General features: G+C 36.7%; 19 protein-coding genes. 3 read left to right on the top strand and 16 right to left on the bottom strand.

Annotated features, from left to right (window positions below; translation table 11 throughout):
* Nucleotides 1-126: 126 nt before the first annotated feature.
* The 14 genes from NSQ77_RS15540 to NSQ77_RS15475 all read right to left on the bottom strand — a co-directional run bounded on the left by NSQ77_RS15540 (nucleotide 127) and on the right by NSQ77_RS15475 (nucleotide 17104).
* The gene (locus NSQ77_RS15540) at nucleotides 127-1488 is read right to left on the bottom strand and encodes a sodium/glutamate symporter (RefSeq protein ID WP_339226961.1); all 1362 of its coding nucleotides are present in this window, start codon (nucleotides 1486-1488) and stop codon (nucleotides 127-129) included.
* A gap of 399 nt (nucleotides 1489-1887) precedes the next feature.
* Nucleotides 1888-3336 carry a sodium:solute symporter family protein gene (locus NSQ77_RS15535; RefSeq protein ID WP_339226960.1) on the bottom strand — a complete coding sequence of 483 codons (1449 nt, stop codon included), beginning with the start codon at nucleotides 3334-3336 and terminating at the stop codon, nucleotides 1888-1890.
* A 24-nt stretch (nucleotides 3337-3360) separates the two neighbouring features.
* Nucleotides 3361-3504: a hypothetical protein gene (locus NSQ77_RS15530; protein ID WP_339226958.1), complete on the bottom strand. Its 144-nt coding sequence runs from the start codon at nucleotides 3502-3504 to the stop codon at nucleotides 3361-3363.
* Nucleotides 3505-3631: 127 nt separating this feature from the next.
* A complete protein-coding gene (locus NSQ77_RS15525; protein ID WP_339226957.1) occupies nucleotides 3632-4417 on the bottom strand; it encodes a glucose 1-dehydrogenase in 786 nt (261 codons plus the stop codon).
* 109 nt (nucleotides 4418-4526) lie between these two features.
* Nucleotides 4527-6260 carry a hydantoinase B/oxoprolinase family protein gene (locus NSQ77_RS15520; protein ID WP_339226956.1) on the bottom strand — a complete coding sequence of 578 codons (1734 nt, stop codon included), beginning with the start codon at nucleotides 6258-6260 and terminating at the stop codon, nucleotides 4527-4529.
* Nucleotides 6241-8334, bottom strand: coding sequence for a hydantoinase/oxoprolinase family protein (locus tag NSQ77_RS15515; protein WP_339226955.1), 2094 nt, complete (start codon nucleotides 8332-8334; stop codon nucleotides 6241-6243). The genes NSQ77_RS15520 and NSQ77_RS15515 overlap by 20 nt, the downstream gene beginning before the upstream one ends.
* A 136-nt stretch (nucleotides 8335-8470) precedes the next feature.
* Entirely contained in the window at nucleotides 8471-9616 is a 1146-nt protein-coding gene (gene solA, locus NSQ77_RS15510) for an N-methyl-L-tryptophan oxidase (RefSeq protein WP_339226954.1), read from the bottom strand.
* Nucleotides 9617-9633: 17 nt separating this feature from the next.
* Entirely contained in the window at nucleotides 9634-10908 is a 1275-nt protein-coding gene (locus NSQ77_RS15505) for a Zn-dependent hydrolase (RefSeq protein ID WP_339226953.1), read from the bottom strand.
* Nucleotides 10905-11813, bottom strand: a complete 909-nt coding sequence (locus tag NSQ77_RS15500) for a MurR/RpiR family transcriptional regulator (RefSeq protein WP_339226952.1) — start codon at nucleotides 11811-11813, stop codon at nucleotides 10905-10907. The genes NSQ77_RS15505 and NSQ77_RS15500 overlap by 4 nt, the downstream gene beginning before the upstream one ends.
* Before the next feature lie 368 nt (nucleotides 11814-12181).
* Nucleotides 12182-13243, bottom strand: a complete 1062-nt coding sequence (locus NSQ77_RS15495) for a tartrate dehydrogenase (protein ID WP_339226950.1) — start codon at nucleotides 13241-13243, stop codon at nucleotides 12182-12184.
* Nucleotides 13244-13388: 145 nt separating this feature from the next.
* Entirely contained in the window at nucleotides 13389-14078 is a 690-nt protein-coding gene (locus tag NSQ77_RS15490; RefSeq protein WP_339226949.1) for a GntR family transcriptional regulator, read from the bottom strand.
* A 666-nt stretch (nucleotides 14079-14744) separates the two neighbouring features.
* Nucleotides 14745-15716 (bottom strand): ornithine cyclodeaminase family protein, encoded by a 972-nt coding sequence (locus NSQ77_RS15485; RefSeq protein WP_339226948.1) that lies wholly within the window; start codon nucleotides 15714-15716, stop codon nucleotides 14745-14747.
* Between the two features lie 92 nt (nucleotides 15717-15808).
* Nucleotides 15809-16405 carry a hypothetical protein gene (locus NSQ77_RS15480; protein ID WP_339231030.1) on the bottom strand — a complete coding sequence of 199 codons (597 nt, stop codon included), beginning with the start codon at nucleotides 16403-16405 and terminating at the stop codon, nucleotides 15809-15811.
* A gap of 24 nt (nucleotides 16406-16429) precedes the next feature.
* Complete coding sequence (locus tag NSQ77_RS15475; RefSeq protein ID WP_339226947.1) at nucleotides 16430-17104, bottom strand: serine/threonine protein kinase; 675 nt, start codon at nucleotides 17102-17104, stop codon at nucleotides 16430-16432.
* Nucleotides 17105-17316: 212 nt separating this feature from the next.
* On the opposite strand from NSQ77_RS15475, the gene NSQ77_RS15470 reads away from it, so the two are divergent.
* A complete protein-coding gene (locus NSQ77_RS15470; RefSeq protein ID WP_339226946.1) occupies nucleotides 17317-17490 on the top strand; it encodes a hypothetical protein in 174 nt (57 codons plus the stop codon).
* A gap of 154 nt (nucleotides 17491-17644) precedes the next feature.
* Here NSQ77_RS15470 and NSQ77_RS15465 read toward each other — a convergent pair whose 3' ends face one another.
* Entirely contained in the window at nucleotides 17645-18541 is an 897-nt protein-coding gene (locus NSQ77_RS15465; RefSeq protein ID WP_339226944.1) for a glycine betaine ABC transporter substrate-binding protein, read from the bottom strand.
* A 271-nt stretch (nucleotides 18542-18812) separates the two neighbouring features.
* Nucleotides 18813-20222, bottom strand: a complete 1410-nt coding sequence (locus tag NSQ77_RS15460; RefSeq protein ID WP_339226943.1) for a PLP-dependent aminotransferase family protein — start codon at nucleotides 20220-20222, stop codon at nucleotides 18813-18815.
* A gap of 106 nt (nucleotides 20223-20328) precedes the next feature.
* Between NSQ77_RS15460 and gabT the strand changes: the two genes are divergently transcribed.
* Nucleotides 20329-21642, top strand: a complete 1314-nt coding sequence (gene gabT / locus NSQ77_RS15455; protein ID WP_339226942.1) for a 4-aminobutyrate--2-oxoglutarate transaminase — start codon at nucleotides 20329-20331, stop codon at nucleotides 21640-21642.
* Between the two features lie 48 nt (nucleotides 21643-21690).
* On the top strand, nucleotides 21691-23082 hold the full coding sequence (locus tag NSQ77_RS15450; RefSeq protein ID WP_339226941.1) for an NAD-dependent succinate-semialdehyde dehydrogenase: 1392 nt from the start codon (nucleotides 21691-21693) through the stop codon (nucleotides 23080-23082).
* Nucleotides 23083-23214 lie beyond the last annotated feature (132 nt).

The raw sequence follows: 23214 nt of genomic DNA, 5'->3' as shown, positions 1-23214 counted from the left end.
CAATTCTGGCTCCCAGTAAGTAATCACCTTTCCCTGTGGTTAGATATATTCATCCTTTTTTGTCATTTAGCCCGTATATAATGCATCTACGGCATCCGTTCTTCTTAGTTTAATTGTTCCTTCCTTTTAGCTACCTATTTTTCGTTCTGTTGGCTGTATGTTTGTTGGTGCTTTTCCCCACCAGCCTAATAATTTAGTTACGACTAATATCAATATACCTATAGCAAGAGCGGTGAATGTGAAAAACCAATGATGACCAGATATTATTAATGTAGGCAGTAATGCAATCGTAATAATATCCATAAATCCTATTGGGATATAGGCCAATCCATATTCATCTAAAGCTTTGCTTTTGAGTTCAGGATCGACTATTCGCAACAATGCCATTCCCATTGCAACAGTTCCTGTACCCCATCCCCAACAGAAGAGTGATTTTTCAACAGTGTATTGATGGAAGAACTTAGGTGCCAAATAGAAATACAGAAATAAACAGAACGCAATACCAAATAGTAATAAAAGAGATAACGGAACTGCATAACTTGATACTACAGAGATGTTTATAGATGCGACTCCAAAGGCAACTAACAGATCAGTTGAAGCACCACTTGTACGTTCAAAAATCTGTTTATCAAAATAAGAATCTGCCTTTAAAGCTTTTAAAATAAGTACGATAATATAGCCTAGAATAAAGGCTAAAGAAAATACTGGAACGGTTATCTGTGGAAATATTGCATTAGCTAATTCACTTAAATAGTAACCTATCATAGCTATAAGGATAAGTAATCCACTATGATAAATTAATGGATCAATTGACATTGCGGAAACTGTATTATATCCAAATGGCTTTCTGTCATTTTTTTCTATTAAGCCTGTTCTTAATTCATTTGGAAGTTCTTTAAAGCTAGTTATAAACGATGTTTTACCCCGCTGTGTTTCAAATTTCGTTATTATTATACCTCCAACAATGGCTGTTATGATACCTATTGTTGCTGAAGTCATTCCAAGAGAATGTGCTTCTGGCCAATTCGTTCCAAAACCATCAGCAAGAGCTGCAGCTGTTCCATGACCTCCAAAAAAACCTGCCGCAAACATTAAACCAAAACCATTTGGTAATCCATTCCAAAAGGAATTTAAAATTAACAAGGCAAACAGCATTCCTGCTGCCCACTGCAATATGGTAAGTACTTGAGAAAAAGCCCACATGTTTTTCGCATTTTTTATTATTCTTGTAAAGGATTCCAGTTTTGAAGTAAAAGGCAAGGATGCCCATATTATTGCTATTAAAACAGCTGAGTAAACTGGCAAATTATCTGAAAAAGGTATAATCGATAAACCACTTGGACCTAATATTAAACCTAAAACACCCGCTATTAAACTTGCAGGCAAAAACAGCATTTGTATAAATTTTATCTTTGCCCTTAAAAATGCACCAATTAGCAGCAATAAAGAAATAAATCCAACGTCTGTTAATACATCCCACAAAGTCATCTAATCAACCCCTTATTTTTTATTACTTCCTTTCCTTAGCAAAATTCGTTTTTCTTAAATAGTCGCTGTTTTTTCCATTTCATTCTACTAATATGAAAATTGTCCAGTGAATATTTGCAAAATCTCAGTTAACAGCCGAAAGATGAATGAGCAGAATGAAACATAACCATAGGTAAATTCTTCTTTTTTTACAAGAGTAATCAACAATTATCTATTGGATAAGAGACAGTCATAGCATTTCCTGAGGAAATGGGGAATATCGTTCAAATCCTAATACTTTCGCACTCGAGAAGCATGCTGCTGCACTTCCCATTCCCCCAACACCAATTTCCGCTTCATCTGCATTCAACCGTACACTCCCTTTTCTAATAAAAGGTAACGGAATTTTATGATTTTCCTTTATGAAATATTGGAATCTGAACTAATGTCCTTCGCTAATTTATTTCGTTTAATTTTGTTTTCAAGCAACGTTCCTAATATAAGGACAGATAGGGTTATTGGCAGACCAATTAAAACAGGGTCCAGCCCCCACACAAATACTACATCTCCTTCTGAATTACTTGCCGCTCGGTTACCTAAAACAACCCCAAAAATCGTTCCAGATGCACCTAAAAACATTGCTGCAAGTGTTGTATAATATGCCTTACGCGCTGCTTTCCAGAACACAAGAGCAATGAATACTGGCGCCAGAGATGCAGCCATAATTCTTCCACCAGTAAGGAGTAATTCAAGAATATAAGGTAATGATCGCCCTATTAATGTACCAATTATTGCTACTGCTACAACTGAAATTCGTGTGACCAAAACAACCTGTCTTTCAGAAGCTTGTGGTTTTATCCATTGTTTATAAATATCTATTGAGATATTTGAAGCAGTAGTTAAAACTGTTGAGCTTAGTGTAGAAATACTTGATGCAACAATTATTATTGCAAATATAATACTTCCAACTGATCCAAAAAGCTGGGTTAGGCTAATAAATGCATCTGATGCATTTATTTCCGGGAAAATAACTAAAGCTATAATACCTATTACAAATGGAACCATGTACCAAGCAAGCGCAATAAAACCACCATAAACAAATGATTTCTTTGCCGTTTCATCACTATCAGCAGATAATCCTCTTTGAATTAACGTTTGATATCCTATAAAGGTAAGTGTCCCCGCAATAAACCAAGCAAAAGTCTGGGATCCACCTGCACTAAAAATATCGATGTGAGTCGCTGGTATGTTATTGATAAATTCCGACCAACCACCAATGTAAGCTATCCCCAATGGAATCATAATTGTTGTTCCAACTAAAATGATAACAGTTTGTATAGTATCGGTTATCATTACAGCCCACATTCCACCAATTACCATGAAAATTATGGTGACTCCAAGTGTAATTATAAGCCCCATGTCGAGTGATATATCAAATACAGATGCAAAAACGATTGCCATTCCTAGAGCTGAACCTGCAGTTACCCCAATGTCACGGCACATTACTAGAATAACTGCTGCTAGTTTATGTGGTACTCCAAATAAACGATTAAATAACTCTGGGATCGTTGTTAAGTTTGCTCTTCGCAGCCGTGGAATAAACCAGTATCCCATCCATGCTAGAGCTACCATATATCCCATACTTGAAAAGTAAGCAGTTAATCCTAGTGAATAACCTGAACCACCATATCCAAGCAATGTAGTAGCATTAATTAATGTTGCGATAATACCTCCAACTACAAGGAAAAGAGGTACGGACCTACCTGCTAAAATAAAATCCCCTGCATCCTTCTTTTTCATCATTTTTGCTGCAAGTGGACCGATAATAATCATTATTCCAAAGTAGATGACGAATAAAGTGATTGCCATATAAACACCCCACTCTTATTAATTTTAAAGTAGCAGACTCCAACTATATGCATATAGAACACCTATTACAGTTAATAATAAAAACGCACCAATCATCTTAAACGGAGGTGATTTCACCTCATCCATTTCGGATCCATCATATTGTTTTTCATTTATTTGTTTTTCCACTTGTATGACCTCCCTTTATTTAATCTAGCGTCCTTCATATCAAAAATAATCCAATATATGAACTTTATATTTACTCATTTTTACTCGATGGAGTGCTGATTGGCATTTAAAACAACTTCATAATCTTTCAATCAAAAGCTATTGGTCTTGCAAATTTATTGATTTGTCCACCATCCACAAAAATCGTTTGACCACTTACATATTCAGAGTCTTTTGAGGCCAGGAATAAACATACTTTCGCAATATCCTCAACTTTTCCCAGACGTCCCATAGGATTAAATTCTAAAGTGTGTTTAAACGCTTCTTCAGGATCCCCTAAGTCCTCATAAGTTTTTTGTAACATTGGAGATTCTACAGACCCTGGTGCCACTGCATTCACTCTAATTTGATTTTTGCCGTAATCCAGTGCCATTTGACGTGTTAACGCAGTCAGGCCGCCTTTGGCAGTTGCATATGCTGCAAGCCTAGTTATAGTTGTATTTGCATGTGTTGATGCCATATTTATAATGGATCCATAATTTCGTTTTTGCATTTCTGGAATTGCATATTTACTACATAGAAAAGCACCGGTTAAGTTAATATCTATTAACTTCTTCCATTCATCTAAGGTAGTTTCATGTACTGCTTTACGGTAGGTGATTCCAGCATTATTAACCAAAATGTCCAGTTTACCAAATTCCTCAACTACATAATCTACCAGATTGATAACACTCTCTTCGTTACTAACGTCTGTTTTCTTAAAAAACGCTTGAATCCCTTGCTGATCAAAATCTCTTACTGTTTGTTGTCCAACTTCTTCATTTATATCTGCAAAAACAACTTTTGCTCCTTCACGTCCGAATAATTCCGTAATTCCTCTCCCGATACCTTGACTGCCACCTGTTACGATTGCGACTTCTCCTTCTAACCTCATAGAATCCTCCTAAATTTGTTTCATTCCGTTAAATATCTTATTAGTTTTATATAATTATCCCCTTTCTTCATTTAAAACTTAAAATTCCTTCCATATATGTTTGATGCATTTACATTCTTTTACGTAAATTTTCCGTTTCCAACTCATCAACCATTAATGTCTCTTCATTAATCACAACACCGTATTGATCACGTGCTTGTTCTACACTGATATTTCCATGAACTACATCCTGCAGGACTGCTTTTGTATCCCGTTCACTCGGCAAACCGTAGCCTCCACCTCCAGCAGTTGAAAGGATGATCGAACTTCCTTTTGGAACAGTAATTGTTACTTTTGAGGACAAATTTTTCCGTTGCCCCTCTGGAGTGACAAGTGTACATGATGAGGTTTTGGCACCTTCTCCACCAAATAATCCCCATGGTGAAATTTTTTGACGATCAGACATTAGGGTAAGCGTGGAATCATCGACTAACACATCTATCTCACGCATTAAACCTAATCCACCACGATGCTTTCCCGGTCCTCCACTTCCATCAACCAATCCATATTTTTTTACAAGAAACGGAAACGTTTGTTCCATTACTTCCACAGGAGTATTCAGTGTATTTGTCATATTTGTATGAACTCCATCCATACCATCCAAGTCTATTAATCCACCTTGACCTCCACCATATGTTTCTACATATGAAAAATACTCGCTGTTTTCTTCATCAAATCCACCAATCGCAAATCCATTCATTGTTCCTGAACATGCTGCCATCGACTCTTCAGGCAGAATTTGTGAAATTGCACCGAAAATCGTATCTGCAATTCGTTGAGCGGTATTCAGGTTGGCGTTGGAAACAGACGCTGGAAAATTCGGGTTAACAATCGTGCCTTTAGGCGCAATAACTTTTATGCTTCGATAGGCACCTGCATTCGGCGGTACCTCAGAGTCTAAAACAGATTTAAGCGTATAATACGCACATGCATTTACGACACCTTGTGTCGAATTAATTGGTCCCTTCCCTTGCTTTGATGTACCTGTAAAGTCGACTTCCACTTCATCATCTTTAATAACAACCTTGACCTTTATTTCAATTAAATCGTCTGTAATTCCATCACCTTCTAGAAAATCATTGAATTCATAGCTGCCGTTTGGAACATTTTGGATTGCTGCTCGCATCCTGCGGTCAGAATAATTCATAATTTCTTCCATACAATTGAAAACAAATTCAACGGAGTACTTTTCAAATAACTCAACTATCCTTGTTTCAGCTAATTTATTTGCTGCAAGCTGTGCATATAAATCACCAAGTACTTCCTTCCCTGTACGGACGTTCGTTTCAAGCAGTCTGATCATATCATCATCAAGAACACCCTCCCTGCGAATCCGTATCCCTGGAAGTCGTAAACCCTCTTGATAGATTTCAGTCGCCTTTGACGACATACTCCCCGGAGCCATTCCACCAACATCGACATGATGGGCAACATTCGCTGCTAGTGCTACAAGCTCTCCGTGGTAAAAAATTGGACTTATCATAAAGATGTCAGGAAGATGGGACCCGCTTATATACGGATCATTAATTAAAATGGCATCCCCAGGTTTTAATTGATTCGGAGGAAATATCTTTAATACTTCCTTTACTACAGAGGGCATTAAACCAAGATGGAGGGGAACATGCTCTGCCTGTGCTACTAATTCCCCATCTTTTGTATAAATGGCTGTTGAACCATCCATTCGATCCTTAATGTTTGTAGAAAGAGCTGTTCGTATAAGTGTTACACCCATTTCCTCCGCAATTGTATGAAAAGCATTTTTCATTATCTCAAGTGTAATTCCATCAATTTGCTGAGTACTCATATTCCGCTTCCTCCTTTGCATCCGTATTCGTAAGATTGATGATTAAATTTCCGCTTTTATCTGTGACCGCCTTTTGCTTTGGATAAATAACAATTGTGGAGTCAAGTTGTTCAATAATAGCTGGTCCTGCAATTGTCACTTCGCTGTGCAAATCAGTCCGTTGATAGATTGGAGTTTGAATAAATGAACCATCGAAATATACGTTACGTTCGCTCACAGGTTCAATATTATTTTTTAAAGCAATTTCTTGTTTTGTATTTTGTAATTCTTTAATTTTCCCTATACCAATTAAACGGATATTAACTAATTCCAGTTCTTCAGATTGGCGATTAAATCCATAGATTTTTTCATGCATTTCATGAAATGTCTTAACTGCTTCACTTAGAGATGCTTCTGTTACTGTACTGCCATCCACTAGTGGGATGTTAATTTCATACGCTTGACGCACATAACGGAGATCAAGACTAGCTTGTAATTCAATATCCTGATTTTCAAAGCCTTCATTACTAAGCTCGTCAATCGCCTCTTGTGATAACGCTGCTAAAATATTATTTGTTTGATTAAAATCCAAGACTGAAAGAGTCGAGGTATATGTTTGTACATAATCATGTCTTACATCGGCCTTAAGCATTCCCTCCGCACAAGTAATACCAGGATTTGGTGGAATTATTACCTCTTTGGAACCAAGTTCGTTAGCAATATCTACAGCATGAAGTGGTCCCGCTCCACCAAATGCCATTAATGAAAAATCACGCGTATCATGTCCCTTTTCAATTGAAATGACCCTAATTCCGCGCATCATATTAGTATTAATAACCTTTAATATTCCTTCTGCAGCCTCCTCTATCGTTAATCCTAGTGGATCAGCAATTTTTTCTTTTATGACTTTCCTTGCCGATTCCACATCCATCTTCATTTTCCCGCCCAGAATGGAATTCGGATTTAACCGGCCAAGTATCACATTAGCATCACTAACAGTCGGTTCTTCCCCACCATTGCCATAGCAAACAGGTCCTGGATCTGCCCCTGCACTATGTGGTCCAACTCGTAATGCGCCGCCAGCGTCTATCCAAGCGATACTACCACCACCAGATCCAATTGTATGCATTTCAACCATCGGTACTTTTACTGGCCTTCCATCAATTTCACTCATGGTTGTGAATTGAGCCTCTCCATTTTCAATGAGGGCAGTATCTAAACTAGTTCCCCCCATATCAATCGTAATAATATTCTTATAGGATGTATTCTTAGCCACAATAGTCCCAGCTAATACCCCTCCCGCTGGTCCAGATAAAATTGTACGGATTGGCATAGTAATCGCTGTTTCAGCACCAATAACTCCACCATTTGATTGCATGATATAAAGATTGCTAGATATTTGCATTTCCTTTAAATTATCGTTCAAGTGCTCAAGGTAATATTTCATTTTTGGCAAGACATACGCATTTCCTACTACTGTACTTGTACGTTCATATTCCTTAAATTCTGGGAGAACCTCACAAGATAGAGTAATAAAGGTTTCCGGTATCAGCTCATTAAGTATTTTTTTAACTTCCGTTTCATGGGATGGGTTTGCATATGAATTTATAAAACATACAGCAAGTGATTTTATGTTATATTTTTTTAGTGTTTTTGATAATTCAATAACCTCACCTCTATCAATCCCTTTTAAAATATTACCTTGTGTATCAATCCGCTCATCCAATTCTAACCGTAAATTACGAGGTACTAGAGGTTCTGATCTGCGTGCCTTGAAATCATAGAGCTTTGGTCGCGTCTGCCTCCCAATTTGAAGAATATCTTTGAAGCCCTTTGTTGTTAATAAAGCTGTTTTTTCTCCTTTTTGTTCAAGTAAGGCATTTGTCCCTACTGTAGTTCCATGAATAAAAAAGGATATATCCTGATAGTCAATACCAGTTTCTTGTACGATTTGCTTTACTCCATTAATAACGGCTAATGAAGGATTACTCGGAGTAGAAGGTACCTTCGTAATAAAGGATTTTCCTGTACTTTCCTCCACCAAGGATACATCTGTAAATGTTCCACCAGTATCTATTCCAATTCGATATTGCATTTACCTTACCCCTTTTCGTTTAGTCTCAATGTTTATTGTTTTTTGCTGCTAATGCATTTTTTAAGCTAGACTATCAGCAATCGATTCATAAAAACGTTTACAATCACTGGTTTTATAAAATCCTAAAAACTATTCACTAAGCCTGCTGTTCCATAAATCGCTTAATCTGAAAAGAAGAGATATCATGAGTAGTTTCGCCCTCGACAACTAAATCGGAAAGAATACTTCCTATAACACTGGCAAATTTAAATCCGCGACCGGAAAATCCTCCAGCAATAATTATATTGTCAAATTCTGGATCCCTGTCCACAATAAAATCCTCATTCGGTGTCATAGAAAACATACAAACCTTTCCATTCAGCATAGTACCGCTTGCATTTGACATATATTTTTCCAAAAATCTCCTTAAATCTCCTTCATCGTTTTCAAAAGAGCCAAATTCACGGTTCAGCTTGTCAGGATCTGACAAATGCCCTTCATCCATTCTTCCTAATTTCACACCAGAACCGTTAAAATTTGGAAATCCATAATAATTCCCGTCCGATTCTGTTTTAAAGACAAAACAAGGAAAATGATGATCGTACATTCCCTTTTTCATTGGTTCAAACCAGCCGATGGTCTTTCGTATGATCGTTATTGGCAGATTGATATTTTTTACTAGTTTGTGTGTCCACGCTCCAGCTGTAATAATTAAATGATTAGCCGAATACTGCTCTTTACCTGTTATCACTTTTACTTCATTTCGCATTCGGATTATCTCTGTTGCCGGCTCGTATTCTTTTAAAACAGCACCTAATTTCTCTGCTTCCTCTTTATATGTTCTAATGCATTCCTCACTAAATAGAAATCCAGCATTCGGATCTAAACAGCCATAATAATCATCTGGAATAGTGATCCCTGGCCAGCGATCCTTGATTTCATCTGCTGTCAATTTTTCATATTCTAATTGATGTGTTACAGAGCTTTCTATCGCTTTTTTTATAAAATCTGACCCCGAATAACCTATCGATAGCGCACCCGATTTTTGAAATAGTGTTTTTCCTGTATCTGCTTCTAGCTCTTCCCACAGACGAAGTGCTGCTTTCCCCAATGGCACATATTTTTCTCCATCTCCATTTGCTAATCGAAACATGCGTGTATCCCCATGATGACTTGCCTTATCATTAGGAATGGAAAACTGCTCCAGTACTAATACCCGCTGTCCTTTTTTTGACAAATAATAAGCTGCTGCGGTTCCCATGGTTCCTCCGCCAATAACAATGGTATCAAAATGGTAATTCACCTTTTTTCCCTCTTTCTTTATTTGGAATAAATAAGTTGAAATTGTTTACTTAACTGTTGATCTAACAATAAAATGGAATGAAGTAGTGTGTTACAAACGATTTCAATATCTGACTTTCTACTTTCTTCTTCAGGACAATGACTTTTTCCGTCTATACTTGGGACAAATAACATCCCCGCTTTCGTAAGGGTTGCCATATGTGCCGCATCATGACCTGCCATACTGCCAAGCCTCATTGTTGCATAGCCAAACTTTGTTGCTGCTTGTTCAGAAGTGTCCATCAGAATTGGATCCATTGTCACTGGTAATTGATCCTTTGTGACATGGCGGTGTACCTTTCCGTTTCTACGTTGCCTTATTTCTTCTAGCTTTTTTTCCCATTTGTTTATGACGTCTTGGATAGCATCCCTTGACCCTCCTCTAATCTCAATATGTAGTTCAACCTGGCCTGGTATTACATTGGCGGCATTTGGGTAATTCTCAATTTTTCCAATCGTCCCTACCAATTCTTCATCTGGATAATCCTTAACCGCTGTCTCAAAGGCGAGCATCATTTCAGAAGCCTGCATGAGAGCATCTGTCCTGTCTTTCATCAATGTTGTTCCTGCATGATTAGCTTCACCAGATACGGTCACTTGCTCTCGGTATATTCCCGTTATCCCGGTCACAATTCCAACTGGAATCTCTCTGTTTAAGAGTCTTTTGCCTTGTTCAATATGGACTTCTAGATAGGCGGCCAGTTCATTTGGATTCCTTTTTGCCTTTTCAAAATGAACCGGGTCACCTCCTGCTTTTTGTAGTGCCTGAGTTAACGTCATACCTTCGTCATTTATCGCATTAAAAATGTCCTGCTGCTTCAATTTTCCAGCTGCTGCTCTGCTTCCTAAAGTAGAAACCCCAAATGGATTTGCTTCTTCTGCACTAAAGGACACCAATTCCAATGGATAAGTTGTTTGGATTCCGTTCTCTTCTAGTGTTTGCATTACTTCTAATGCCATTAAAACACCTAAGGCTCCATCATATTTCCCTCCATTTGGCACCGAATCAATATGAGAACCAAATACAATGGATGGATACTTTGGGTTCGAACCTTCCCTTTTAGCCCATATATTTGCTATTTCGTCTACTTTAACCGTCAAATTTATTGCATTTAATTTTTCGAACAGCCAATTTCTGGCTTGTAGCTCTGCATCAGTAAATGCCGTTCGGTCCAACCCACCTGATTCATTTAGCCCTATTTTTCCAAGGGTTTGTAAATTACTTACCAGTCGATCCATATTTATTTTTATCATTTATTATTTCCTTTCTGGGCTGCATTTTGTTCAGTGAAAAAAACCTGATTCTTTCGGTATAGATCTTCTAAATTGTTAAGCATGGTTTGAGACTGCTCAAAATCAACCCTACCGATTTTATCTAAAAGAATACTTAAAACACTGAATGTCGATGTATAAGAATCAAATAAGTTATTTAGGGTAATTGGAGTGACTAAATCAACATTGCAGACTCCGATTTCTTGCAATTTATAACTGTCTGAAATAGTAATACATGGGTACTTTTTTTCTTTTAAATACTTGATTACATTAATCATTTCATTTGGATACCTAGGAAAAGCAAACAGCAAAATGAGTGATTCTTGAACATTTATAGAATGGAGTGTATCAAGCACTTCACTATCAGCACGGAAACAAACTTGAACATTTGGATGTATTTTTCTTAAAAAAAAGTAAAAATAATCGGCTAATGGCTTTGCTGAACGAAACCCAAGGATTAAAATTTTTTTCTTACCAGCTATTTTCTTAGCAATATAATCTAGCTTTTCTTCCGAGATGTAATCACCAATACTTTTTAAACTGTCAATTTCCTGATCAATAAAGTAATAAAAATCAGAATCCTGATTTTCCTTTTTCATTTGATGGCGATCAAGGGTAGTAACTTCCAATCGTATAATGTTTTGAATTTCTTTAATGAATTTACTAAACCTGTCAATCTTTAAATGGATTGCAACAAATCTAGTAATAGTAGGCTGACTGACTCCTATTTTTTCTGCTAATTCTGATGCCGTCATAAAGGCAACCGACTTATAATTCAATAAAATATATTCTGCAATTCGACGGTTATTAGGAGTAATGTTTTCATTCATTATAAAATTTGTAAGCGTTTCCTTTAGTTTTTTTGAAGAGTTAATTGTATTATTCAATTCATATACTCCTTTAATGAATATATTCATTCATTTTGTTATTTTATATAGTACCACCACTCAAATCAGAATTCAATATTTTTTAGTAATTTTCTAAAATATTTATTTAGTCTGATGAATCAGACGCAAAACTGCATCGTTGAAAATGATTAAAACAACCGTTCAGGTTCACTGCTTTTCGAAAACTAAGATAAAAGTAAGATGTTTTTGCTGGTAATTGGAGCCCATTTTTCTATCAAGTCTATTCCATGTGGCACTAATTTACCTAGTTGGAAACGCCCTACTCCCTGAATCAGCAAGGACGCAAAAATTAAAAATAGGGATCTATCAGATACCTGATAGATCCCTATTTAAACTTTCCTATTGTATTATGCTTTAGCCTTCAAACGACTAATAATTTCCTCTGTAACTTCCCTTGTAGTATGTTTCCCACCTATATCAGGGGTCGTAATTCCGTCATTCGTAACACTCTCGACCACATCTAAAACAACCGTCCCAATTTCTTCTTCCCCCATATGGTCAAGCATCATTTTAGCTGTCCAGATTTGGCCAATCGGATTAGCAACGCCCTTTCCAATAATATCTGGTGCTGAGCCATGTACAGGTTCAAACATGGATGGGTATTTTCCATTTACATTAATATTTGCAGCTGGTGCAATTCCAACACTTCCCATAATGGCAGCACCAATATCGGTTAGAATATCACCGAATAAATTACTGGCGACAATTACATCAAATTTTTCTGGATGTGTTACAAAAAAAGCGGCCAGGGCATCGATATGCTGGGAGTCTGTTTGAATATCTGGATAATCTTTGGCCACATCCTGGAAAACTTCATCCCAAAATGGCATTGTATGAACAATTCCGTTTGACTTTGTGGCACTCGTTACATGTTTATTTCGTTTAGATGCCAACTCAAATGCATAGCGCATTGCACGTTCTGTACCTTTGCGGGAGAAAATATTATTCTGAATAGAAACCTCATCCTCTCCGCGAAAGATCCTTCCGCCAACCTCACTATATTCTCCTTCACTATTTTCCCGAACAACCATTAAATCAAAGTCCTTTGGGTTAACCAGTGGAGATTGGATGCCACGCATAATTTTGGCTGGCCTCATATTAATTACTTGTTCAAATTCACGTCGAAGCTTAATCAAAAGACCCCATAATGAGACATGATCCGGAACAAGTTTAATATTTCCTACAGCCCCCAAAAAGATAGAGTCAAAATCTTTTAATCTCTCCAGCCCATCTTCAGGCATCATGACTCCATGCTCTAAATAGTATTCACAGCTATATGGGAAATCTGTAAATTCAAAGGAAAGCCCACCATGCAATTCTGACACCGTTTCCAAAACATTGATAGCAGCAGGAACAACTTCTTTACCAATCCCATCTCCTGGAATGGAAGCGATCTGAAATTTCTTCATTTAATCTGTCTCCTTAATGAAAATGAATGATTTTAGTCGTCGGTCGACTCTTTATGCTAAACAAACTATATAATAAATTCTGTCTTTTAGCAATAGTATTTTAAAAAACCGCATTCTTAAAGAATACAGTTTTAGTTTCCTATTATTATTGTTCTAGTAGATTTGCTACCTCTATTGAATCTGAGAAAATCTCCAGAAGATGCTCCACATCCATTTTCAAATGCTTAATCATTTCTTCAGCAGCTTTCGATTCATTTCTATCTTTGATATAACGAAATACTTGCCGATGCTGATTTAATATCTCTTTCGCTCGCCATTCACCTTTAAAATTCAAAATTCGGTAGTAATTAATCAGCCCTTTTAAATCATTGACTTGTTTCAGCAAGCGAGGATTTTGAGAAAAGGTAAGAATAAAGTGATGAAATTGTTCATTCAGAGCGATAATTTCATTCGCATCCTTATTGGCATTAATTGCAGCTTCCGTTTCATCAAGATTTGCTTCAATTTGCTGCAGCTCTTGATCACTTGCTATGCTGGTTGTTCGTTTGACTGCAAATGATTCTAATGCCATTCGGCAATAGTAAATATCCTCGACATCTTTTAACGTAGGCTTATAAACCATCACTTTAGATCGATCAACTACTAACAGACCTTCCTTTTCCAGGATCCTTATCGCTTCTCTTATCGGACTCTTGCTTACATTATACTCTTTGGCAAATTGTGTTTCATTGATGCGCTCACCAGGTTTAATTTTTCCCTCAAAAATCATTTGTTTAATCATCTGATAGAACTGTACATAGTATGGATTCTTTCTCTCTAAGCTCATTGGAATCATTCCTGTCGTTTGGATTTATTAATTCAGTAGTAACAAATTAACAGATTTCCGTGCATTTTCTATTTCTTTTATTCCACTATATCCAGATATCCTAAAATAAACAACTGAATAAGGCATTAAAGACTTAGAAATCATCCACATAACAAGAAAACAACTGGATTTAAAAACAATTACCCGAATCCAGCTGTTATTAAAATTTAAACAATAAAAAATTCTTAATCCTTACTACTCTCACGTGATATTATATAATCCACATATATAGCTCATCATGATATTGCACTTTTTTTGTACAGACTCATTTATCCATTCATTTCTTTAACATTTGTGGTTTATGAATGCCAAAATAAAAGAAACAAAACAGAACTAACAAAATCATCCCAGTTATTCGTACATTTAAAATTTGCTTTACCAATGAATCCCTTCTACTTATACTATAAATTTGTAACTTCCCCAAAAACTAAATTTCGCCAATGTTCCGAGCGGCTCATTAAAAGAATTTCCAGCAATAACAACTTTTACTATAATTTTCTGTTATCCAAGCGAATTCAAGATAACTCTTTCAACGTCTCTTGGATAAATACCGTGGCGTCCCATAGAGTAGCCCCTAATCAAAAAAGGGGCTTTCTCTAACCAAATCAGCATTCCTTTACGTATAGTAATAATTATTTATATTTCTACAACTACACCGATATTTTGCTCTTGAGCTTTTTTATAAACATAATTACCAATTAGTGCATCAAACAATGCCATACTTACCGTTTTAAATACAATCGGTTTATCACTTGAGGCATCATATTTTTTATTTCCGATGATTAAGTCTGATAGTAAAACAACGTTATTTTGATCGATCCATCCATTTTGAATGGGATCGATAATATCACCACATTCTTTCTTGCCGTCTTCCGAATCAATAACGTAATAGGGAGTGCACTTAAATAATTCCTCCGGTAATTCGCGCATGTTTTCCTTATAAGAGCCAACACCAACAACAAGTTTTCCAGTATAAAGCGATGCATCATTCGGAATAACTGGCGATAAGGATGTTGTCGCAGTGATTATAATCTCGGAGTTTTGAATCAATTGTTCTACAGAATTGACTGCAACCACTTCAACAGTTTGATTTGTTAATTTATAAAAATCCTTTTTAAACGATTCTATTTTTTCAGGCGTACGGTTGTATACGTAAATTTGTTCTACGTTCGTTGATTCAATTGCTGCAAGAAGTTGATATAACCCTTGTAAGCCTGTACCGATTAAACCGATTGTCTTTGCTTCTTTCTTAAAATAACGCATCGCCACTCCAGAGACCGCTGCCGTTTTTATCGCAGTTAATAAAGTGCCGTTCATCAAGGACAAATTTTTCCCCGTTTCTCTGTCATTAATCATAATAACCCCTTGTGTTACAGGTTCATCACGCCCATTGTTTGAAGGAAAAGAAGTGACCACTTTCAAACCGATACAATCATCCACATAGCAAGGCATCAGTAAAAATGTATCTTCCTCTTTTACTTGTGAGAACATCCGCTCAGGCATAATATAGTCTTGCTTCGCATAAGTAACGAAAGCTTGTTGCATGACATCAATCGCTTCTTTCATGGATAGAGATTGATTGACATCATTCTCCGATAAAATTAACATTTCGATTCCCTCCAGAATAGGTAGATTTGAATAGTTTACAATTACATTTAGTTTTTCGCCCAAATATCCCCTACCGTATATCCATCACTTTGTTATATTGCACTTTTTTGCACCAACTCAAATTCCTCATTCATTTCTTTAGTTGGCCGTGAACCAATTTTCGAAAATATGATAATAGCTATCGTAAAAAAAATGAATCCTGGTACAATTTCATATAATGGAATAATTCCATTCGAGGTAAGTATGCTCCAAAATATTACGGTTAGACCACCCACAATAATACCAGCCAGTATTCCATTTCTTGTAGTACCTGTACAATATAGAGAAAACAAAACAGCTGGCCCAAAAGCAGTACCAAAACTAGCCCATGCGTAGGCCACTAAATCTAAAATAGAGGACTCGGGATTCAATTCTATCATTACAGCAATACCAATAACCACTATAATAGACAATCGAATAACCCCCATAAGCTCACGTTCTGAAGCATTCTTCCTAAACCAACGTTTATACAAATATTCGGTCAAATCTGTAGCTGAAACTACTAATTGTGTACTTACTGTACTCATAACCGCAGCTAATATAGCAACTAACAAAACACTTGTGACCCAGGGACTGAACAACGCTCGAGCTAGCTGAATAAATACAACCTCCGGATTACTTAAAGGGTAATGGTAACTTTCTTCCCTAATTAAATCGGCTTCCTAAGAAAAAAACTATTTTTTATTCAAGAAATTTGCAATCGAATGAATAAAGTCTTCATAGGAAACAAAATATTTATCACGCTGGTTATACCATTTTCGTACGGTATTAACTAACCAAAATGGCACAGAATGCCCATCAATTAAGTGATAAAATTGTTCGTATCCTTTCTTTAAATGCTCCCATCTGAAATCATTACCAGGCTGAATGTATTCAGAGACATCAAGTATTTTTGCTCTTCCATTTTGAAGCAAAATGTTTTTCAGATGAATATCACGTGGATTAAGACCTTTTTTACGAACATATTCCCTGCCAGCCTCCACATCATTTATAACCTGTTCCGGAATGTGTATCCCTTGCAGAATACAGTCAAAGAGCGTAATCCCTTCCTCATAGTTTAAAACCAAGTATTCGTCAAAAGAAGCAAAACATGTGGAAAAGAAAGGAGAATCGCCTAATATTCCATAAACCTTTGCTTCAGCGTTAGCTTTATCTATTTTGTCCTTAGCATATTTTTTAAACACAAAGGCAGGAGCATGTACGGATTGGAAAACTGCTGCATCAGTCCCGACACCAACACATCTCAAATTATCAGCAACACCGCTCATCGTTACAGGTTCGTTATTTGGATTTGAAGAAACAGTAATTTTCGAAAGTGAATCCCTTGCTATATCCCAGTCGTTTTCCATATAACTTTCTCCCTTCAGTGACATGCCTAAAAACATTTCGTTCAAGCAAAACATAAAGTTAATAATAATAAATTAACTGTTTTAGATAAAAATTGCAAAAGTAAAACCGTGTGTAATCAAGTTGTAATTTTTACCCTTAGAAATACTGTGCACCTAAACAGCTGTACATAACTAAAATAACTCCGGAAATAATACGATCAGGAGGGATTTATATGAAGAAAAATAAACCAACTAAAACAGAAGAAGCAAATATAAACTTGAACAAAGCATTTTATGGGGAAGAAGAAAAAGAGCCAGATCTCGATCCGTTAATAAACAATAATAATATTGCTTTAGTTCTTAATGAAAGCAGTAAAAATAATGACAAAGATAATGAGGATATGTGATTCCTATTAATTGCAAATGAATACAGGGGCCTACCGAACATAATTAAACAGCTCACACTACGGCTTATCCCCTAGTGTGGGCTGTATGGCAAAGAGATCGCTATTTATATTCTCTAACCAAAAAGGCCAGGTATCGCTACCTAACCTTTATGTTTTATTTTGTTGGCAAATCCTCAATACTGTCAATATCCATATATTCCGGAACTACAAAACCTTGTTGCGCACCTTCCAGACTTGGGCCTAAATCAACAATTTCGTCTTTATATTGCTCAGCATAAGATGCCGCACCTACAGGAAGCCAGGCAATTAACATCCCATCAATTTCACCAACAGCAAGACTTTCAAATGCAATCCCCATATCAAGAGGAGTTAATTCCACGGTATAACCAAGTTCTTCCAATATAAGGGCAACCACATTTGTGGATGAAAGTTCTGTATCCCAGTTAACATAGGCCAATTCAATCGTTTCATTTTCAACTGGCTCAATCCCCTCTGTCCATGCTTCCACTTTATCCCGGTTGTCAGCAATCCATTCCTCTGCCGCTTCTCGTGGCTCAACATCATCATTCTGTCCAAATTTCGCCATCACTTCATTCATGTCGGGTACTTCCCAATAGAAGTTGTCTAAAAGCTTGTATGCTGATGGATGCTCATCCTCAAGACCTTGCCGGACCATTGTGTGAATATTTTCCGACTCCCCCAATGTTCCTTGTGGGTCCTCCAGGAATTTCAAATCATATTCACTGAACATCCAATGCGGCTGCCAGAGTGTAACAACAATTGGTTCTTCATTTTCAATCGCTCGCTGCAATTCCGTAATCATCGCCGGTTCTGTGCTTGGTAATAAATCCAGATCCAGATTGTATGCTTCAACTGTTTCTTCTGCGATGTTCATGGTACCTGATCCCGGTTCAATCCCCACAATTTCTGAAATATCAGCTGCTGCATTATTTTCTTCATTCGAATCGCCAGTCTCCCCCTGGCATGCTGCTAGTATCATTAAAATACTTGTACTCAGGAAAACAATGCCTTTCTTTAATATCGAGCTCATAATTTTAGCAATCCCCCTCCCAAATTCAGTAAATTTAAATTCGACAAACTTTTATGAATGACATTAAGCAATTATAAAATAGAACAAATTTTATCGCAAAGCGCTTAAATGGCGATTCTCAGCCATTCTGATTGCTTAGGTTTGTACAGGGGGCATATGGTCGAGAATAGTTAAAATTTTAAGTGTGTTTGAATATTGTTAATTTTGCTGCGCTGTAGGTTTATTTACTGAAATATAAACTTCTGTATGGAACGCTCCTTCGTTTTAACATTTAAACACACTGATATAATCGGTCAACTGCTTCTTCGATATCCTCTTCTTTTATACTAGCGAAGCCCAAAATCATATCAACCTTGTCATTTTCCTTCATTTTATCTTTAAGCATAAAACGCGTCATTGAATAAATCTCTAACTTCACTTGTGTTGCTTTGTCTAAAATTTCTTCATAGGTCTTTTTCGTTTTAAAACTTACTTGAAAATGTAAGCCAGCTGGTATATCGACTATTTCTATATTCGTTTTAAACCTTTTTTTGAGCTGTTTAATTAGTAACTTTCTTTTATGCTCATAATGATGGCTCATGCGTTTAATATGCTTGCCATATGCTCCGCTCTCAATAAAATAATGCAGCGTATAAAGGGCCATCGAATTACTGTTTTGCATCCAATTAGCAGATTGCTTACGATATTCCTTTAAAAGTTTTGGCGGTAAAACCATATAACTGATTCTAATTCCCGGGAATAATGTTTTAGAAAATGTTCCAGTATAAATGACACGGTTATTCCTATCTAAGCTTTGTAAGGAAGGAATACTGTCTGTTTCATATTTAAATTCACTGTCATAATCATCTTCCACAATATATCGATCACCTGATTCTACAGCCCAGTTCAATAGTTCAATCCGCCTTGATACTGGCATGATTATTCCTGTCGGGAATTGATGTGATGGCGTGACAAACAAAAAACTCGCTCCAGATGATATCACTTTTTCTATTTCTATTCCCTTCTCATCTAAAGGAATCGGTTTCACTTTAAAACCCATTTTTTTCAATAGAGAATAAAAGCGTAAATAACCAGGATTTTCAACTGCTATGACACTGTCCTGGTTTTGCAGTTCCATTAATTGACTTACTAGTAATTGGGTACCTGCACTAATTACAATCTGTTCGGCTTCACACGTCACACCACGTGTTAAACCAATCATTTTAGAGATTGTTTTCCTTACCTGGTATGGCCCTTGGGGATGAGCTAGCTCTGAAAGTTCTTTTATATGATTTTTTATTGCCTTTTGCTGGCATTTTAACCATTCATTGAATGGAAAAATAGACAAATCTGATGTCATATGTGATAGGGACAGCCATCCATCTTTATCATCTGTCGCTTTTTCTTTTAAATCTTTAGGCAGTTTATTATGTATGCCTTTTTCTATCCCAATAATATGATCTATATTTTCAATATAATATCCTTTTCTTTCAACCGTATATATGTATCCTTCTGTTTGCAATTGTTCGTATGCATTCGTAATGGTATTAAGGCTAACTAGTAATTGATCCGCTAATTCACGTTTAGAAGGCAATTTTTCATGAGCATGGACCTGCCCTTTTAGTATTTTTTCGCGAAGTCCTTCATACACTTGCTGATAAATAAACTTACTTTTTCTCTTTTTATCTACACGGAAATCCATCAAACTCCTCCTAACTGGTACTAAAAATAATTCACTTCTGGTTCTTTTAATTATACCAGATAGTTGGCATACTTATTAGTATATTCAAACTTGGAGGTTGATTACGATGACAGTATCCTTTTTAACAAGCGAAGAGCTACAAGCAAAAAGAATAAAGTACATTCCAAAAGGCATCAGTAATGGCAACTTAAATGTAGCTGAGAGAGCTTCCGGGGCAACAATCATAGATATCGATCAAAATGAATGGATCGATTTTGCTGGGGCAATTGGGACTTTAAATGTTGGTCATAGTCATCCCAAAGTAACAGCCGCTGTTAACAAGCAAGTAGAGAAATTTTTACATCCTGGATTTAATGTCATGATGTATGAAGGCTATATTAATCTTGCTGAGAAACTTTGCGAAATTACACCAGGAGACTTTGCTAAAAAAGCCGCTCTATTTAATTCTGGTGCAGAAGCTGTTGAAAATGCTGTAAAAGTTGCTCGCCGCTTCACGGGTCGACAAGGTGTTGTTTCATTTACCCGCGGCTTCCACGGAAGAACAAATATGACAATGAGCATGACAAGTAAAGTAAAGCCTTATAAGTTCGGTTTTGGTCCATTTGCACCAGAAGTATATCAAGCACCATTCCCTTACATGTACCATAAACCAGACGAAATGTCAGAAAAAGCGTATATTAACCTCGTAATCAGAGAGTTCGAGGATTTCTTTATCTCTACTGTTGCACCGGAAACAGTTGCATGTGTTGTGATGGAACCCATTCAAGGGGAAGGCGGTTTTATCATACCACCAAAAGAATTTGTTCAATTTGTAAGTGAATTCTGTCGAAAACATGGAATTATTTTTGTTGCAGATGAAATTCAAACTGGATTTGGACGTACTGGAAAATTATTTGCTATCGAGCATTTTGATATTATTCCTGATTTAATAACTGTATCCAAATCACTTGCCGCTGGATTGCCATTAAGCGGAGTTGTTGGCAGAAGTGAAATATTGGATGCTGCTGATGCTGGAGAAATCGGTGGAACGTATGCAGGAAGTCCAGTTGCCTGTGCTGCGGCCTTAGCCGTTATTGATATAATAGATGAAGAGAATTTATTAGCTAAATCTGAAATGATCGGTGAGAAAATTGAATGCAAATTAAAAGAGCTTGCTGTGAAACATGATTGTATAGGCGATATTCGCCGTTCAGGATCAATGGTTGCAGCTGAAATTGTAGAAAATCGAGCAAGTAAATTACCGAATAAGAAGAGAACCGCAGAAATTACTGCATTTGCAAATAATAATGGTTTATTATTGCTTTCAGCTGGTATTAATGGAAATGTCCTTCGCTTTTTAACACCTCTTGTTATTACAGATGAGGAATTAGCAAAAGGGTTAGCAATTATTGAACGTGCATTTGAACAAACAAATCTCTAGAATTTATACCTGATAGAATCCCAATTAATATAATAGGAGCTGATACAAATGACTAATTCAATTAAAGTAACAAATCCGGCAACTGGAGAATTAATCCAAGAAGTTAAAGTAAATTCTGAGGACGAAATTAAGCAAGCATTAAAGAATGGTCATGAAAGTTTTAAATCATGGTCTAAGATTAATGCTCACGAACGTTCAAGATTAATTGATGCATGGTCACAAAAGATAAAGGAAAATAAAGAAGAACTAGCTCATATCATGACATTGGAAAATGGTAAACCACTTAAAGAAGCTTTAGGAGAGGTCGATTACTCTGCTAGTTATCTTGATTGGTATGCAGAAGAGGGAAAACGTGTATATGGCAGAACCATTCCGGCTCATACAGAATCGAAACGAATCATTGTCACCCAACAACCGGTTGGACTTGTTGCCGCCATTACACCTTGGAACTTCCCAGGTGCGATGATGGCAAGAAAAGCCGCTCCAGCTTTAGCAGCTGGCTGCACATTTATCATTAAACCTGCCGCAGAAACACCATTAACAGCAATAAAGTTAATTGAGCTGGCACACGAAGCTGGGATTCCCGAACATGTAATTCAATACGTAAATGGCTCTGGCAAACAAATCGGTGAGCTGTTCACAGAAAGTGAATATGTGAGAAAAATTACGTTTACTGGATCAACTCCTGTAGGAAAAACATTAATACAAGACAGTGCGAGCACCATTAAACACGTCTCAATGGAATTAGGCGGTCATGCTCCACTTATCATAGCAGAAGACGCAGATCTTGATTTTGCAGCAAAACAAACGATTGCAACTAAGTTCAGAAATGCTGGACAAACATGTGTATGTGCAAACCGAATTCTTGTACATGAAAGTATTGTCGATGCATTTACAGAAAAGTTTGTTGCTGAGGCTGAAAAGCTAAAGGTTGGTAACGGATTAGATTCAGAAACAGATATCGGCCCAATTATCAATGAAAAGGGCTTTGACAAAATTGTTTCTCAAATAAATAATGCAATTGAAAAAGGTGCACAGGTTCTTGTTGGTAATAAATTCGATGTAGATAAAGAAAAAGGATATTTCTTTATCCATCCAACTGTATTAAAAAACGTCACTGCTGAAATGGACATTATGCATGAGGAAACCTTTGGACCAGTTGCGCCAATCACAAGCTTTAAAACGATCGAAGAAGCTGTTGAAATTGCCAACTCTACTCCATATGGATTGGCTGCCTATTTCTTTACGAATAACTATCAGACTGGAACATATTTACATGAGAATCTAGACTTTGGTATTGTCGGCTGGAATGATGGGGCTCCGTCTGCTGCCCATGCACCATTTGGCGGTATGAAGGAAAGCGGACTTGGACGAGAAGGTGGACTGGAAGGGATTGAACCGTATTTGGAAACGAAGTATTTGTCGATTGGGAATTTGTAAGATATACCAGGATTAGAGTAAACAAAACAAACAAACTAACATTAACAGCATCGTTTCATGTTGCTAATGTTAGTTTGTTACTTTTTGAAGTCTTTCCGATTCTTTTTTCTCAGCTTTGCTAAAATTTATATT

Source organism: Oceanobacillus sp. FSL K6-2867 (genome assembly GCF_037963145.1).
In the GTDB taxonomy this organism is placed as follows: domain Bacteria; phylum Bacillota; class Bacilli; order Bacillales; family Amphibacillaceae; genus Oceanobacillus.
The sequence above is the reverse complement of the archived record's forward strand: the minus strand, read 5'-3'. Positions and strand labels throughout refer to the sequence as shown.